This window comes from Pantoea latae, from assembly GCF_002077695.1.
GTDB lineage: Bacteria > Pseudomonadota > Gammaproteobacteria > Enterobacterales > Enterobacteriaceae > Pantoea > Pantoea latae.
In genome coordinates, this window is sequence record NZ_MWUE01000027.1 from 157,995 (window position 1) to 173,718 (window position 15,724).

The 15,724-nt window shown below is 62.3% G+C and carries 12 protein-coding genes; 6 read left to right on the plus strand and 6 right to left on the minus strand.

Annotated features, from left to right (window positions below):
- Positions 1-7 precede the first annotated feature (7 nt).
- Positions 8-2,110 carry a TonB-dependent siderophore receptor gene (locus tag B2J69_RS18755; RefSeq protein ID WP_081141147.1) on the minus strand — a complete coding sequence of 701 codons (2,103 nt, stop codon included), beginning with the start codon at positions 2,108-2,110 and terminating at the stop codon, positions 8-10.
- A gap of 165 nt (positions 2,111-2,275) precedes the next feature.
- Positions 2,276-3,961: an alpha,alpha-trehalase TreA gene (gene treA / locus B2J69_RS18760; protein ID WP_081141148.1), complete on the minus strand. Its 1,686-nt coding sequence runs from the start codon at positions 3,959-3,961 to the stop codon at positions 2,276-2,278.
- A 202-nt stretch (positions 3,962-4,163) separates the two neighbouring features.
- On the opposite strand from treA, the gene ghrA reads away from it, so the two are divergent.
- Genes ghrA through B2J69_RS18775 form a run of 3 tightly spaced genes read left to right on the plus strand, consistent with a single transcriptional unit; the run spans position 4,164 to position 6,472 of the window.
- Positions 4,164-5,105, plus strand: coding sequence for a glyoxylate/hydroxypyruvate reductase GhrA (gene ghrA / locus B2J69_RS18765; RefSeq protein WP_081141149.1), 942 nt, complete (start codon positions 4,164-4,166; stop codon positions 5,103-5,105).
- A 47-nt stretch (positions 5,106-5,152) separates the two neighbouring features.
- The gene (locus B2J69_RS18770; RefSeq protein ID WP_081141150.1) at positions 5,153-5,890 is read left to right on the plus strand and encodes a phosphatase; all 738 of its coding nucleotides are present in this window, start codon (positions 5,153-5,155) and stop codon (positions 5,888-5,890) included.
- A gap of 24 nt (positions 5,891-5,914) precedes the next feature.
- Positions 5,915-6,472: a TorD/DmsD family molecular chaperone gene (locus tag B2J69_RS18775; protein WP_081141151.1), complete on the plus strand. Its 558-nt coding sequence runs from the start codon at positions 5,915-5,917 to the stop codon at positions 6,470-6,472.
- Between the two features lie 13 nt (positions 6,473-6,485).
- Here B2J69_RS18775 and B2J69_RS18780 read toward each other — a convergent pair whose 3' ends face one another.
- Both B2J69_RS18780 and B2J69_RS18785 read right to left on the minus strand, forming a co-directional pair.
- Positions 6,486-7,844: a CoA transferase gene (locus B2J69_RS18780; protein WP_081141152.1), complete on the minus strand. Its 1,359-nt coding sequence runs from the start codon at positions 7,842-7,844 to the stop codon at positions 6,486-6,488.
- Between the two features lie 47 nt (positions 7,845-7,891).
- Positions 7,892-8,776 (minus strand): DMT family transporter, encoded by an 885-nt coding sequence (locus tag B2J69_RS18785; RefSeq protein WP_081141153.1) that lies wholly within the window; start codon positions 8,774-8,776, stop codon positions 7,892-7,894.
- A gap of 180 nt (positions 8,777-8,956) precedes the next feature.
- Here B2J69_RS18785 and B2J69_RS18790 point away from each other — a divergent pair, with 180 nt between their 5' ends.
- The 3 genes from B2J69_RS18790 (at position 8,957) to B2J69_RS24110 (ending at position 11,742) form a co-directional block, all read left to right on the plus strand.
- Positions 8,957-9,679, plus strand: coding sequence for a glutamine amidotransferase (locus tag B2J69_RS18790; RefSeq protein ID WP_081141154.1), 723 nt, complete (start codon positions 8,957-8,959; stop codon positions 9,677-9,679).
- A gap of 195 nt (positions 9,680-9,874) precedes the next feature.
- The gene (gene exaC, locus B2J69_RS18795) at positions 9,875-11,395 is read left to right on the plus strand and encodes an acetaldehyde dehydrogenase ExaC (protein ID WP_081141155.1); all 1,521 of its coding nucleotides are present in this window, start codon (positions 9,875-9,877) and stop codon (positions 11,393-11,395) included.
- A 179-nt stretch (positions 11,396-11,574) separates the two neighbouring features.
- Positions 11,575-11,742 carry a hypothetical protein gene (locus B2J69_RS24110; RefSeq protein ID WP_158083443.1) on the plus strand — a complete coding sequence of 56 codons (168 nt, stop codon included), beginning with the start codon at positions 11,575-11,577 and terminating at the stop codon, positions 11,740-11,742.
- Between the two features lie 265 nt (positions 11,743-12,007).
- On the opposite strand, the gene fumA is transcribed toward B2J69_RS24110, so the two are convergent.
- Both fumA and B2J69_RS18805 read right to left on the minus strand, forming a co-directional pair.
- On the minus strand, positions 12,008-13,654 hold the full coding sequence (gene fumA, locus B2J69_RS18800) for a class I fumarate hydratase FumA (protein WP_081141156.1): 1,647 nt from the start codon (positions 13,652-13,654) through the stop codon (positions 12,008-12,010).
- 155 nt (positions 13,655-13,809) lie between these two features.
- Positions 13,810-15,318, minus strand: coding sequence for an anion permease (locus tag B2J69_RS18805; protein WP_094078531.1), 1,509 nt, complete (start codon positions 15,316-15,318; stop codon positions 13,810-13,812).
- Between the last annotated feature and the right edge of the window lie 406 nt (positions 15,319-15,724).

Below are 15,724 nucleotides of genomic sequence, written 5' to 3' on the forward strand. Positions count from 1 at the left end.
TTAAACGCTAGAAATCATATCCCACCGTTAACAGCAGCGAGCGATCCGCGCCCCAGTAGCAATAGCCGGTGCCGTAGCAGGCCGCGACATAGTGACGGTTGGTCAGGTTACTGGCGTTAACCTGCAGCCACGCGCCCTTCAGGCTGTGCTGCCAGGCGCCTAAATCGGCGCGCACCGAGGCGTCAAACAGCGTAACCGAAGGCACGCGCCGGCTGTTTTCATTGTCCGCCCACTGCTTGCCGATATAGCGCACGCCCGCGCCGACGCCAATCCCGGCGTCAAACTGATAGTGGCCCCAGAATGAGGCGATGCTGTTGGGCGTTACATAGGGCGTATGGCCATCATTGCCGTCCACCGTCTCTTTATAGCGCAGATGATTCAGCGTATAGCCCGCCACCGTACTCAGGCGCGGCGTCAGCTGATTATGCGCCTCCAGCTCAATCCCCTGCGAATGCACCTTGCCGGTCGGCGTGTAGGTGGAGTCGACGATATTGCGCGTGGCGACATCTTTTTGCGTCAGATCGTAAATCGCCAGCGTGTAGAGATCTCGCGTGCCCGGCGGCTGAAACTTCACGCCCGCCTCATACTGCTCTGAGGTGGTCGGTTGCAGCAGATTGCCATCCGAGCCGGTCAGGGCGGTGGGGGTAATCGCCTGGCTGTAGCTGACGTAAGGAGAGACGCCGCTGTCAAAGGCGTAGAGCAGCGCCGCGCGCCCGCTGATATGGTCGTCCTGCCGGCGCGCCGTGCCGCTGTTGTCGGCGACGATGCGGTCATAGCGGCCAGAGAGATCGAGATGCCAGCGATCCCACACCATCTCATCCTGCAGGTAGAGCCCGGTCTGATAGTAGCGGCGCGTCTCGCGCGTCCAGCTCATGTCCGGCATCGGCCCGAGCGCCGCGCCGGTGGCGGCGTCGAGCGCGCTGGCGCCGCCGCTCGCCTCGCTGAGATCGTTCTTATAACGGTGATATTCCGCGCCGAGCGACAGGCGATGCGTCAGCTCACCGGTGGCGAACTCCGCCGTGATGCGGTTATCCGTCGCCCAGGCGGAAAGCGAGGAGCGCTCGCCGGAGTAGTAGCGGTTTAGCACGCGGCTGTCGGGCGCCTGCCAGCCGATCTGATAGACCTGATCGAGATCGACGTCAGAGTGGCTGTAGCTGCCCACCGAGCTAAAGGACCAGACGTCGTTGAAACGATGCTGGAAGTCATAGCTGTAGATCTGCTCGCGCCGTTTAAACTGGTCCAGCGACGGATCGCCGTCGTAGAAGCCGGTGCTGAGCTTCGCGCCGTTGTGGGCGCTCAGCGCGCCGTCGCCCGGCACCGACCCGTGATAGCCGCCCGACGGATCCTTTTGCAAGTAGGCGCGCAGCAGCAGCTGCGTATCTTCCGTGGGCTGCCACATCAGCTGCGGCATCAGCGCATACTTCTCCTCGCGCGTGTGGTCATACTGGGTATCGCTGTTGCGCGTCATGCCGGTCAGGCGAAACGCCCACTGGTCGTTGATGGCGTTGGCGTAGTCGAACGCCGCGCCGCGCGCGTCGTGGTTGCCCGCCGACAGCCGGAAGTGTCCCGTTTCGCTGAACTGCGGACGGCGTGTGGTCTGGTTCACCAGCCCGCCCGGCACCGTCTGGCCGTAGAGCGCGGACGAGGGGCCTTTAATCACGTCGACGCGCTCCAGAAACCAGGGGTCGACCTGCAGCACGTTATAGCTGCCGCCGTCGCTCATCAGGCGCAGGCCGTCAAGAAAGGTGTTATCGACGTCTCCGCCGTGGAAACCGCGCAGCGAAATCGTATCATAGCGCGTCGCCGCGCCGCCGAAGTTGGTAAACACCCCTGGCGTATAGTTCAGCACCTGATTGAGATCGATCGCGCCCTGATCGTCTATCTGCTGGCGAGTAATCACCGACACCGACTGCGGCGTCGTCACCAGCGAACGATCGCTTTTCGTGGCGCCCGCGCTGGTGGTGGCAACATAGCCCTGCGTCGGGCTGTCCGCGCGCTCCTGCGGCGAAGCAGTGACCATAAGCGTCTCAGCCGCCAGGCTGGCGGCGGGCAGAGCGATCGCCAGCGCGCACAGCAGCGCGCAGCGGTGAGGGGTAAACGGCAGCGTCATGTCCTGTCCTTGTTTGGGCCGCAAAACGGGCGCGGCGGATAAATAGTAAAGATTCTCAAAATCAGAGTGAGAATTATTATCAATATGTGAAAAATGTTTCAAGCGTTGTGACAGGAGAGGAGTCTGAAAAAAGGGGCGAAGGGAAAACCCTTCGCCTGAGGGAGGTTATTTCGTGGTGGCCGAAGCCTGAGGTATATCCTGTGCGCTGTTGCAGGTTTTCTCTTTTGGACAGTATTTGTCGAGCAGCATCAGCGTCACGCCGTTGGTCCAGCCGAAGCCGTCCTGCAGCGGATATTCGCCGCCGCCGCCGCCGCCCAGGCTCGGCCCGTCGACCACATACTTCTCAACCAGCTTGTGCTCTTTGTCGTAGGTGGTCTGCACGTTCTGCAGGAAGCGCATACCGACCTGCTGCGCCAGCTGCGGCTTGTTGTAGTGCTCCAGACCTTCCACCGCTACCCACTGCAGCGGCGCCCAGCCATTTGGCGCATCCCACTGCTGGCCGTTGTTCACCGTGGTGGTGAGCAGACCGCCCGCCTTCAGCAGCTGTTTCTCTACCGCCGAGGCGGTGCGATCGGCCTGCTTGTCGCTGGCCAGCTGCATATAGAGCGGGAAGAGCGCCGCGGCGGTCAGCTGCGGGCTGGCCTGGCGCGTCTTGCTATCGTAGTCGGCGTACCAGCCCTGTTTCTCATCCCACAGGTAGCGATTCACCGCCGCCTGGCGCTTCTCCGCCCGATCCGCGAACTGCTTCGCCTTATCCTGCTGCTTGTCGAGGAGATACCCGTTGGCCAGCGTCTTCTCCAGATGGAACATCAGGCTGTTAAGATCCACCGGCGCCAGCTGGGTGGTGCGAATTGAGGCCAGATTGTGCGCGTCGCTGAACCAGCGCGAGCTGAAGTCCCAGCCGGAGGCCGCGCCGGCGCGCAGGTCGCGGTACAGTTCGCCTTTGTCACGCTGCGGCGCTTTCTTCGCGGTATTGACGTCATCCAGCCAGGACTCGGTGCGCGGCGCGTCGCGCGCGTCCCAGTAGCGGTTGAGCACCGTGCCGTCCGCCAGCTTGATCACACGCTTGCTCGCCTGACCGGCGGCGACGCTGTCGCTGTCCGCCATCCAGTAGTCATACTCTTTTTGCAGCTGCGGCAGATATTTGCGGTAGGCCGCATCGCCCTCATGCGTCGCCAGCAGATCGATCATCAGGCTAAAGAAGGGCGGCTGCGAGCGGCTGAGGTAGTAGCTGCGGTTGCCGTTGGGGATGTGGCCGTAGGTATCCAGTTCCCAGGCGAAGTTATCCACCATATCCTGCACGCGATCCCAGTGGCCGCTTTCGGCCAGGCCGAGCATGGTGAAATAGCTGTCCCAGTAGTACACCTCGCGGAAGCGGCCGCCCGGCACCACGTAGGGCTTCGGCAGCGGCAGCAGCGAGTCGTAGCGCCCGGCGCTTTTGGCAGTGCGCGTCAGCACCGGCCACAGGCCGTCGATATGCGCGCGCAGGCTTTGGCCGGCGGGCGGCACATACTTTTCGCCCGCGGCGGGTAGGGTGAAGTTGCTGGCGACGAAGCGCTTGAGATCGAAATTGCGCTGATTTTTCTGCATCTGCCAGTCCGCCAGGATCGACGCGGGATCGAATTTAGGCACCGCGTCGGCAAAGGTTTTCTGGTCTGGATAAAACTGCGCCTGCTGCACCGCACTGAACAACGGGCCAAGCCGCACGTCCGGCGGCTGCGGCTGGCTGCTGAGCATACGGGATTGATCCTCTGCATGCGCCGTCAGCGCAGGCAAACCCAGCAGCAGCGTCAGCAGCACTGGCGCGACGCCATGACGCCCGACAGGCGCGGTTACGACAGTTTTTTTCATCGGTTTTTCTCCTTGTCCGAAAGGCGGCCGCGCGTAACGCATTGACCACTCAAACAACTTTAGTCGCAATCTGGCAACGTAGCGCAACCAGACTACGGAAATGTGAAGCAGACCAGGCGTGCGACACTACCCGTCGCGGCGCTTTTCGCTTGCCCTGGCGCCGCTTTTACCGGAGGCTGAGGGCAAAAAAACGAGGAGCAAAATGGATATTATCTGGTATCACCCGACGCAGGAGGGCGCGATCTGGCTGGAGGGAATGCAGCGGCGCCTGCCGCAGGCGCGCGTGCGGCGCTGGCAGCCGGGCGACAATGCGCCCGCCGATTATGCGATTGTACGTCAGCCGCCGCGCGAGCTGCTGGCGGATCGGCCGGGCCTGCGTGGCGTGTTCGCCATGGGCGCGGGCGTGGACGATATTCTCGCCCAGCTGGCGCGCTATCCCGATATGCTGGCGCCGTCGGTGCCGCTGATCCGGCTAGAGGATGGCGGCATGGCGCGGCAGATGCAGGAGTACGCGCTCTGCTGCGTGCTCGGCTGGTTTCGCCGCTTCGACGACTATGCCCGGCAGCAGCAGCAGGCGCAGTGGCAGCCTTTGCCGTTGATGCCGCGGGAGGCGTTCAGCGTCGGCGTGCTCGGCGCGGGCGTGCTGGGGAAGAGCGTGATCGACGCGCTGAGGCCCTGGGGTTTTCCGCTGCGCGTCTGGAGCCGATCGCCCAAGCGGATTGACGGCGTAGAGAGCTTTGCTGGCCGCGCGTCGCTCGACGCCTTTTTGCGCGGCGCGCAGGTGGTTATCAACCTGCTGCCCACCACGCCGGAAACCCTTAACCTGTTTGACGCGCGCGCCCTGAGCCAGCTGCCGCACGGCGCCTGTTTCCTCAATATGGCGCGCGGCGCGCAGGTGGTGGAAGCGGATCTGCTGGCGGCGCTGGAGAGCGGGCAGCTGCGCGCCGCCGCGCTGGACGTGTTCCAGCAGGAGCCGCTGCCGCAGGATCACCCGCTGTGGCGTCATCCGCGCGTCACCGTCACGCCGCATATTGCGGCATTGACGCTGCCGGATGAGTCGATGGACGCCATTGCGCGCGCTATCGGCGCCATTGAGGCGGGCGAGAAACCGTCGGGCTGCGTTGATCGCCAGCGCGGCTACTAATGCGCTAATGATTGTCCGCCCGCACGGGCGGCAGAGAGGAGAAGAGAATGTATCCTGTTGATTTACATATGCACACCGTTGCCAGCACCCACGCCTACAGCACGCTGCACGACTATGTCGCGCAGGCGAAAAACAACGGCATCCGGCTGTTCGCCATCACCGATCACGGCCCCGATATGGCCGATGCGCCGCACTACTGGCACTTCGTCAATATGAAAATCTGGCCGCGCGTTATCGACGGCGTCGGCATTCTGCGCGGCATCGAGGCCAATATTAAAAACCAGCAGGGCGAAATCGACTGCTCCGGCCCGATGCTCGGCTCGCTGGATCTGATTATCGCCGGCTTTCACGAGCCGGTTTACGCGCCGCGCGACAAGAGTCATCACACCGACGCGATGATTGCCACCATGGCCAACGGCGTGGCGCATATCATTAGCCATCCAGGCAACCCGAAGTTCCCGGTAGATATCCGCGCCATTGCCGAAGCGGCGGCGCACTACAACGTGGCGCTGGAGATCAACAACTCCTCGTTTACCACCTCGCGTCCCGGCAGCGAGCCGAACTGCCGCGCCATCGCCGAAGCGGTGCGCGACGCCGGCGGCAGGCTGGCGTTTGGCTCCGATTCCCACACCGCCTTTACGCTGGGGAATTTCGAGCACTGCCTGCGCATCACGCGCGAAGTGGATTTTCCTGAAGATCGCGTGTTAAATGTCACGCCGCGCCGCCTGCTCGATTTTCTTGAGCAGCGTACCGGCAAGCAGATTGCCGAACTGGCGGATTTTTAAACCCTTTTGCCTCTGGAATAGTGCATGAACGAGTTTTCCATTCTCTGCCGCGTCATCGGTTCCCTGTTTAATCGCCAGCCGCAGGATCCGCTGCTGGTGCCGCTGTTTACGCTGCTGCGCGAGGGCAAACTCAGCGCGCAATGGCCGCTGGAGCAGGATGAGCTGCTGCAGCGCCTGCAGCAGAACAGCGATCCGCAGGCGCTGGCGGCGGACTATAACGCGCTGTTTGTCGGCCCCGACTGCAGCGTGCCGCCCTATGCCTCGCAGTGGCCGGAGGGTAAACCCGAGCCGGAAGTGCGCGCCTTTCTCGCCTCACGCGGCATGCCGCTCGGCGACGCGCCCGCCGATCACTTCGGCGTGCTGATGCTGGCTGCCTCCTGGCTGGAAGATCAGTCGGCGGAAGATGAGAGCGCGGCGCAGTGCGCCCTGTTTGACAGCTATCTGCTGCCCTGGTGCGGCGCGTTTCTTGGCAAAGTCGAGGCGCACGCCACTACCGCCTTCTACCGCACGCTGGCGATGCTGAGCCGTGAAGCGATTCAGGCGATGTGGGATGAGCTGAACGAAGAGGCGGGCGACGCGTAACGCCGCCCGCTGTTTACCAGCGCGCCGGGTGCGCGCCCGGTTCGCAGCCCGGCGTCGCGCAGAGCAGCGGCGTGCCGGGCAGACGCGCGGCGGCGCGTAGCCGTTCGCCGACGCCCCAGGGCGTCAGCTCTGTTGCGGGTAGCCAGTCGTGCTGATGGGCGCTAATGCCTGCGCTCGCGTGCCGGGAAGGATGCTGCTGTAGCAGCAGGGCGGTGCGCGCCAGCGACAGCCGTGCCTGGCTGCCGTAGCCGGTGGCGCGGCGCTGACGCAGCCCCTCCAGCGCGGCGGCGGCCATCAGATAGCCGGTGGCGTGATCCAGCGCCTGCACCGGCAGCGGCGTCGGCCTGTCGCTTGCCGCCCAGACCATGCCGCGCTCGGCGATGCCGCACGCCATCTGCACCAGACTGTCGAAGCCGCGTCGGTTGCGCCATGGGCCGCCCCAGCCCCAGGCGTTAAGGCTGATATCCACCAGCCCCGGCGACAGCGTGGCGCGCGTCTCTGCGTCAAACCCCAGCCGCTCCAGCGCGTCGGCGCGATAGCCATGCACCAGCACGTCCGCCTGCCGCAGCAGCGCGCGCAGCGTCTCGCGGCCCGCCGCTGTGGTGAAATCGACCACCGCGCGCCGTTTGCCGCAGCTCATCTCTTCATCCAGCGTCGGCTCGTCCCAGTCGGGCGGATCGAGACGCAGCACCTCTGCACCCAGGCTGGCGAGAAAGCGGGTCGCTACCGGTCCGGCGATCACGCGCGTTAAATCGAGCACCCGCACGCCGAGCAGCGGTCGGGCGGCGGGCATCGGCCAGTTGCGCGCTGGCGCGGCGGCGCCACGCTGCCAGGCGATCAGCGGCTCGTCGCGCACTGCCTGACCCTGTGCATGCTGCTGCCACCCCTTTTCGCTGCGCATCTGCGCGGCGCAGCCGCCTGCGTCAACAATCGCCTGCTCCAGCGTCTCCGCCTGCCAGCGCGCAACCTGCTGCGCCAGCGCGTGGCGATCGGCATGCCGGCCCAGCACGGATTCCATCGCCGCGCGGTGAGGCGGCGCGTTGGTGTGCAGGCGGATCCAGCTGTCGGCGCTGCGGTAATCACCGGCAAAGGCGTCCCAGAGCGCGGGCGCAGGGCGATTACGCGGGAAAAAGCTGTGCTGAAACCAGCGCGAGGCGAGGCGCACATTGACGCTGACCGGCTGCTCGCTGCCGATCAGCTCTGCCGTTGCCCGCGTCGCCAGCCCGAGGCTGGTAGCAGCCAGCTCGCTGACGGCGAAGGCGGAGGAGAAGGTGGCGGTATCGAGAAAAACAGGCGCGGCGGCGGCGGGCTGCGGGCCGCGCAATCCTTGCCACAGCTGCTGCCACAGCGACGCGGCGAGCGGATAATCCATAAGCGTGCTCCAGAAATAAGCGGTATCCAGAGCATAGCACCGCTTGTCTAGCGGCGGCGCAGACGCGGAAAGCGCGCGTGCATACGCAGGCTGCGCAGGTTGATCACCGCAATCGCCGTGCCGCAGACCACCAGCGAGGCGCCGATAATCTTAAAGCTGTTGAGGCTGTCGCCCAGCACCAGGATGCCCATCAGCACCGACAGCACCGGCGTCAGCAGCGAATAGGGCATGATCAGATTGACGTTGTACTGCTTCAGCAGTCCGTACCAGAGGGTATAGGCGACAATGGAGGAGGCGAGGGCGCTGTAGAGAATGCCGAACCAGCCGCGCCAGCCCGCCTGGCTCAGCGCGTAGAACTGATGCGACTCCATCACAAAGCTCGACAGGCCGACGATCGGCACCGCCAGAAAGGCGATCCAGCCGGTCATGGTTAGCGGCTTAATCGGCGGCGATTTCTTGACGATCAGATTGCTCACCGCCCAGCCGGTGGCGCTGCAGAGCAGGATCGCCAGCACCCACCAGGCGGGAATGGTCGGGCTGCCGGAGAGCACCGCCACGCCGCACAGCGAGACGGCGATGCCGACCAGCTGGATCGCCCGCAGCCGCTCTTTCAGCACCACCATCGCCAGCAGCATGGCGATAGGCGTGCCGAGCTGCACCACAATCGCGCCGGTGCCGGCGTCGGTATAGCGCATGCCGACGAACAGCAGCGAGAAGTGCATAAAGCCGAAGGTAAAGGCGAGCGCCATTAGCCACGGCAGCTGCTGCCGCGTGATACGGCAGAAGGGGATCAGCACGATCGCCACCACCACGAAGCGCATCCAGGTGAGAAACAGCGGCGGCAGCTCCAGCAGCCCCCACTTAACCGCCACGTTGTTGAACGCCCAGATGGACACCACCATCAACACCAGAAAAAAATGCCGCAATGCCACAATACTGTCCTTCGCTGTTATTTTTTCGCCACGCCCTAATGATGGCACGAAGCGGGGAGGCGCCGACAGGCGGCGACAAATATTTTTATGTTATGACGCGGGCGGGAAAATCATAAGACAAGCCGCCGCTTTGCTGTCAGACTGCTTTACCGAGACGTTCACCTGCAAAGGAGTCGATTCGTGACTGCCACTTCCGCTTTGCCTCTTGCCCTGATTCAGTTAGAAACGCCCCCTGCCGACGTAGTCGCGCGTATCGGTGAACAGCCGCGCTGGTTTATCGAGGCGCTCGGCCTGCAGCCTAATGATTATGTGATTGTGCGCCCTCATCTGGGCGAATCCCTGCCGCAGTTCGATCAGATCGGCGGCGCCATCCTCAGCGGCTCCTGGGCGATGGTCACCGATCACGCCGAGTGGAGCGAGCGCAGCGCGGCATGGGTGCGGGCGGCGCTGGAGGCGCAGCTGCCGCTGCTCGGCGTCTGCTACGGTCATCAGCTGATGGCCTACGCGCTGGGCGGCAAGGTGGCGGACAACCCCAACGGCTGGGAGCGCGGTCTGCTGCCGGTAGTGTGTGACGCGGCGGCGCGGCGCGACAACCTGCTGGCAGCGCTGCCGGAACGGTTTAGCGTCTGGCTGTCGCATCGCCAGTCGGTGCTGGTCCCGCCGCCGCAGGCGCAGGTGCTGGCGGCGTCGGAGAAAGACGGCTGTCAGATCCTGCGCTATTCGCCGCAGGCGCTGTCGGTGCAGTTTCACCCGGAATTTTCGCGCCGTATTATGCGCGCCTGTTTGCCGTCGGGCGTCAGCGACAGCGGCGCGGATATCGACGGCGACGACTGGGCGCGCGAACTGCTGCTGGCGTTCTGGCAGCAGACGCGTCCGCAGGCGAGCCAGGCGCAGGGCGCCTGAGCGCAAAAGCGCGTCGCCTCTCTTTTCAGCCACCCGTGCTCCTCTCTGTTTTGCCTGCCGTGCGCAGGCGTTACGCTTTTCCTTTGCGGCGGTCACAGTTCTTGAAAGCAACATCTGACAGGCCAGGTTTGTTCGTTCATTGTTAACAGCACGTTTCATTGTTGTTTCAATTCCTGACCTGAAAGGAGTTTGATCATGCGTTACGCCTCTCCCGGAGAACAGGGTTCTCTGATCCAGCTGCAGAAAACCTACGGCAACTTTATTAACGGCGAATTCGTGACGCCGGTGAACGGCAACTACTTTACCAACACCTCGCCGGTCAACGGCTCCGACGCGGGCGAGTTTCCGCGCTCTGACAAGGCGGACGTCGACAATGCCGTCGCCGCAGCGCAGGCCGCCGCCGACGCCTGGGGCAAAACCTCGCCGCAGCTGCGTTCGCTGGCGCTGCTGAAGATTGCTGACCGGCTGGAGCAGAACCTCGAGTATATGGCGGTCAACGAGACCTGGGATAACGGCAAGCCGGTGCGCGAAACTCTGGCCGCCGATCTGCCGCTGGCGGTGGATCACTTCCGCTATTTCGCCGGCTGCGTGCGCGCCCAGGAGGGCACCGCCGCCGAGATTGATGAATTTACCGCCGCCTACCATTTTCATGAGCCGCTCGGCGTGGTGGCGCAGATTATTCCCTGGAACTTCCCGCTGCTGATGGCAGCGTGGAAGCTGGCGCCGGCGCTGGGCGCGGGCAACTGCGTGGTGCTGAAGCCCGCCGAGCAGACGCCGCTGAGCATCACGCTGTTTGTCGAACTGATTAAAGATCTGCTGCCGCCCGGCGTGATTAACGTGGTGCACGGCTACGGCAAAGAGGCGGGCGAGGCGCTGGCCTCCCATCCCGGCATCGCCAAGGTGGCGTTTACCGGATCCACGGCGACCGGCGGCCATATTCTCGAGCTGGCGGCGAAAAGCCTGATCCCTTCAACCGTAGAGCTGGGCGGTAAATCGCCGAATATTTTCTTCGAAGATATTATGCAGGCGGAAGAGAGCTTTATCGAGAAAGCGGCGGAAGGGGTGGTGCTCGGCTTCCTTAATCAGGGCGAGGTCTGCACCTGCCCGTCGCGCGCGCTGGTGCAGGAGTCTATCTACGAACCGTTTATGGCAGCGGTGATGAAGCGCATCAAAACCATTAAGCGCGGCGATCCGATGGACAGCGAAACCATGGTTGGCGCGCAGGCGTCGCAGCAGCAGTTCGACAAGATCCTCTCTTATCTGGAGATCGCCCAGCAGGAGGGCGCGGAAGTGCTGGCCGGCGGCGGCATAGAGAAGCTGGAAGGCCATCTCGCCAGCGGCTACTACATTCAGCCGACGCTGCTGAAGGGCAACAACAGCATGCGCGTTTTCCAGGAGGAGATTTTCGGGCCGGTGGTGGGTATCACCACCTTTAAGGATGAGGCGGAAGCGATCGCCATCGCCAACGACTCGATTTACGGGCTGGGCGCGGGCGTCTGGACGCGCGACATCAACCGCGCCTACCGCGTCGGCCGCGCCATCAAGGCGGGGCGCGTCTGGACCAACTGCTATCACCTCTATCCGGCGCACGCCGCGTTCGGCGGCTATAAAAAATCGGGCATCGGGCGCGAAACCCACAAGATGATGCTGGATCACTATCAGCAAACCAAAAACCTGCTGGTGAGCTACAGCGTGCAGCCGCTCGGTTTCTTCTGATTTCGCGGCTGACGGCGTGTTGCCGCTGGGCAACACGCCGTTTTTGTTTCATCTTTATCTCAGTGCATTTAGCGGTTTTTCGACCCATTGTGAACTGTCATAACAGCGTAAAATAGCTGTGGCATGGTCAGGGCGGTGGTTCCTGACAGGCCAGAGGCCGAACTGAATAAGGAATGTTGATGAACGAATTTTATAACGTGCTGACTGAACATGACGAGGTGCTGGACGGCGTGGAGTACAGCATCATTGCGGTTAATCTGCCGGTCTCGCTGCGCGATGGCGATGCCGCCGCTCGAGTGCGAGCGGGAGAAGCGAGCGATGCGGCGGAAGTGCCGCGTTTCTGGTAAAGACAGACTGGCGTGGTGAGGTCTGCGGTCGTTGCGCAGACGCGGACGGCAGGGTCTGATCGCAAAGTCGCTCAAGGCATCCATGCGCGCTCGGCCCGCGAGGATACGCACCTCATCCATGAGGTGCGCCCGTAAACGGGTCAACGCTGCGCGTTATTCAAAAACGCTCCCGGCGTTTTTGTCCCTGGCGCGGGACGCTTTGCTCTCCAGACCCTGCCGTCCGCTGGTTAAAGCAGGGTGCGGCCTTTAAGAGCCTGGCCCAGTACTATTTCACGCAGCGCGCGCAGGTGCTGTCCTGAATCTGCTTAAAGAAGTCGTTGCCTTTGTCATCCACCAGGATAAACGCCGGGAAGTTCTCTACCTCAATCTTCCAGATCGCCTCCATGCCGAGTTCGGCATACTCCACGCACTCCAGTTTCTTGATGCTCTGCTGCGCCAGCACCGCCGCCGGGCCGCCGATGCTGCCGAGGTAGAAACCACCGTGCTTGTGGCAGGCGTCCGTTACCTGCTGGCTGCGGTTGCCCTTCGCCAGCATAATCATACTGCCGCCGTGCGACTGCAGCAGATCGACATAGGAGTCCATGCGGCCAGCGGTGGTCGGGCCAAGCGAGCCGGAGGCGTAGCCTGCCGGGGTCTTCGCCGGGCCAGCGTAGTAGATCGGGTGATCTTTCACATACTGCGGCAGCCCTTCGCCGCTGTCGATGCGCTCTTTCAGCTTCGCGTGGGCGATATCGCGCGCCACGATAATGGTGCCGCTCAGCGACAGACGCGTAGAGACCGGCCAGGCTGACAGCTGCGCCAGAATCTCTTTCATCGGCCGGTTAAGATCGACGCTGACCACGCCGCCTTCGCCCTGCTGACGCAGCGCTTCCGGAATATACTGCGCCGGATTGTCCTCCAGCTTCTCGATCCAGATGCCGTCGCGGTTAATCTTCGCTTTGATATTGCGGTCCGCCGAACAGGAAACGCCCATCCCCACCGGACAGGAGGCGCCGTGACGCGGCAGACGGATCACCCGAATATCGTGGGCGAAATATTTGCCGCCAAACTGCGCCCCCAGACCCAGCTGCTGCGCCGCCTCCAGCAGCTCCTGCTCCAGCGCCAGATCGCGAAACGCCTGACCGTGCTCGTTGCCGCTGGTGGGCAGGCTGTCGTAGTAGTGCGTCGAGGCGAGCTTCACGGTCTTCAGCGTGGCCTCCGCCGAGGTGCCGCCAATCACGAAGGCGATGTGATAGGGCGGACAGGCGGCGGTGCCGAGCGACATCATCTTATCCACCAGATAGTTCTTCAGCTTGCCGGGAGAGAGCAGCGCTTTGGTCTCCTGATAGAGATAGGTTTTATTGGCGGAGCCGCCGCCCTTGGCGATGCAGAGAAACTTATACTCGTCGCCGTCGGTGCTGTAGAGATCGATCTGCGCCGGCAGGTTGGTGCCGGTGTTCACCTCGTTATACATATCGAGCGCGGCGTTCTGCGAATAGCGCAGGTTATCTTCGATAAAGGTGTTATAGACGCCCTGCGACAGCGCGGCTTCATCGCCGCCGCCGGTCCAGACGCGCTGCCCTTTTTTGCCCATAATAATCGCCGTGCCGGTGTCCTGGCAGGTCGGCAGCACGCCTTTGGCGGCGATTTCCGAGTTACGCAGAAACTGCAGAGCGACATATTTATCGTTCTCGCTCGCTTCATCGTCCGCGAGGATAGAGGCGACCTGCTGCTGGTGCGCCGGACGCAGCATAAAAGAGGCGTCGTGAAACGCCTGCTGCGCCAGCAGCGTCAGCGCTTTGGGATCCACCTTCAGCACCTCTTCGCCCTCGAACCGGGCGACGGAGACGTGCTCGCGCGTCAGCAGATAGTACTGGGTGTCATCATGGGACAGCGGAAAGGGTTCTTGATAGTAGAAAGGTTTGTTCGACATCTCGGCTCACTTAATGCGACGGCTCCGCCTCACGCAGCGCGAGGAAAACAGCCGCAAATCTTGTTGGTTTTTATTTCGCCAGCCGCGCGGGACGCGGCTGGCGTAAGCAGAAGGGAAAAGATTTTACACTTTATTAACCTGTTTCGTCGCCCTCTTTAGAACATCATCACCATCCACGGATAGGCGATCAGCATCAGCAGCACCAGGAACAGCAGGCCGAAAATGGTGCCCAGACGCCAGTAGTCTTTGGTGGGCAGATAGCCGCTGCCGTAGTAAATCGGGCTGGGGCCGGTGCCGTACGGGGTGATAATCCCCATCACGCCGAGCGAGGTACAGAGCATCAGGCAGAACACCGGCATATTGATGCCCGGGATCGCCGCGGCGATGGTCAGCATCGCGGGCAGCAGCGCGGTGGTGTGCGCGGTGGTGCTGGCGAACAGGTAGTGCAGCAGATAGAAGGCGATCAGCAGCACCACGGCGGAGACCTGCGGGTCATACCCCTGCAGCAGCATGCCGCCCTCTTTGCCCAGCCAGGCGATAAAGCCGACGCGCGCCAGACCATCCGCCAGCGCCACCAGAGTGGCGAACCAGGCGAAGGTGTTCCACGCCGCTTTGTTGCTGGTGATATCGCTCCAGTTCAGCACGCCGGTCCAGAGCATCAGTATGATCACCAGCAGGGCGGCCATCGCCGGCTCAATCCAGGCGGTGGCGAAAATCCACATCAGCAGGGCGCACACCACAAAGATCAGCAGCAGGATCTCATTGCGCGACAGCTTGCCCAGTTTTGCCAGTTCAGCGGTCGCCCAGCGCGGCACCTCGTCGTTGACTTTCACTTCCGGCGGATAGAGCCAGTAGGCCAGCAGCGGCATGGTGAGGATCAGCAGCACGCCGAGCGGCAGGAAGGCGATAAACCACATGCCCCAGGAGATATCGAAGCCCACCACGCTTTTTACCAGCGCCAGCGCCAGCAGGTTCGGCGCCAGCGCCGAGAGGAACATCGAGCTGGTGATACAGGCGGCGGTGATGGCGACCCACATCAGATAGGAGCCGATGCGGCGCGCGCTCGGGTCGTTGGGTTTAGAGCCGTAAAGCGGCGGCAGGTTGGCGATAATCGGGTAGATGGTGCCGCCGCTGCGCGCGGTGTTCGACGGCGTAAAGGGCGCCAGCAGCAGATCGGCGAAGGTGATGGCGTAGCCGAGCGTCAGGCTGCGGCGGCCGAGATATTTCACCAGGATCAGCGCCAGGCGGCGGCCGAACTGGGTTTTATCGTAGCCGGCGGCGAACATAAAGGCGCCGAAGATCAGCCAGACGGTGGAGTTGCCGAAGCCGCTGACGCCCCATTTAAACGCCTCGGTGGCGACTTTAAAGCCCGGCTTCGCCAGCTCGGCGGGGCTGAACAGCACATACTGGCTGAACAGGGCGATAACCACTACCCCGGTCAGACCGATCACCGCGCCCGGCAGGGGTTCGAAGATCAGTCCGACAATCACACCGACAAAAATGGCGAAGAAGTGCCAGGCGTAGGGTTCAAGGCCCGCCGGCGTCGGCACCAGCAGCAGCAGCGCGGCGACAACAATCGGCAGGGCCAGCATGATCCAGCGTTTGTGTTGTCCCGGCGGCGGGACGGGCGCAGGTTGCGCGGCTTCGTTCAGCGTCGTTTTCATGTTCATAGTGTTGGTCTGCAAGTTATAAAGAAGAGAATTTCGGCTTTGTTGATGCGCGATTTAATATTAGCGCGCGTGAGAAGCTTGTCAGCAAAACCTTATTGAATAACGTCTCTGTATGACAACTTTATTAAATAAGTTTTTGCGCCATGGCTATATGATGCGCCAGCCGTAATAGTAAATTTTGATCTAGATCAAAGAGTGAGTCAGCGTTTTTATTGACTTAAACCCTTTAAAAATGCTGCGGCTTCGTTAAGAAGAATCCTATGCTGCGCTAAGAATTTTAGACGCTTTTTTCTGCAAATATCTATCAGATTATCATATTGTTTTTCAATGGTTATTTTTTAATTTTAACAATAATTTGATTTTTTCAGCGCTTTCGCTAACATTACTATAACTAAAATTG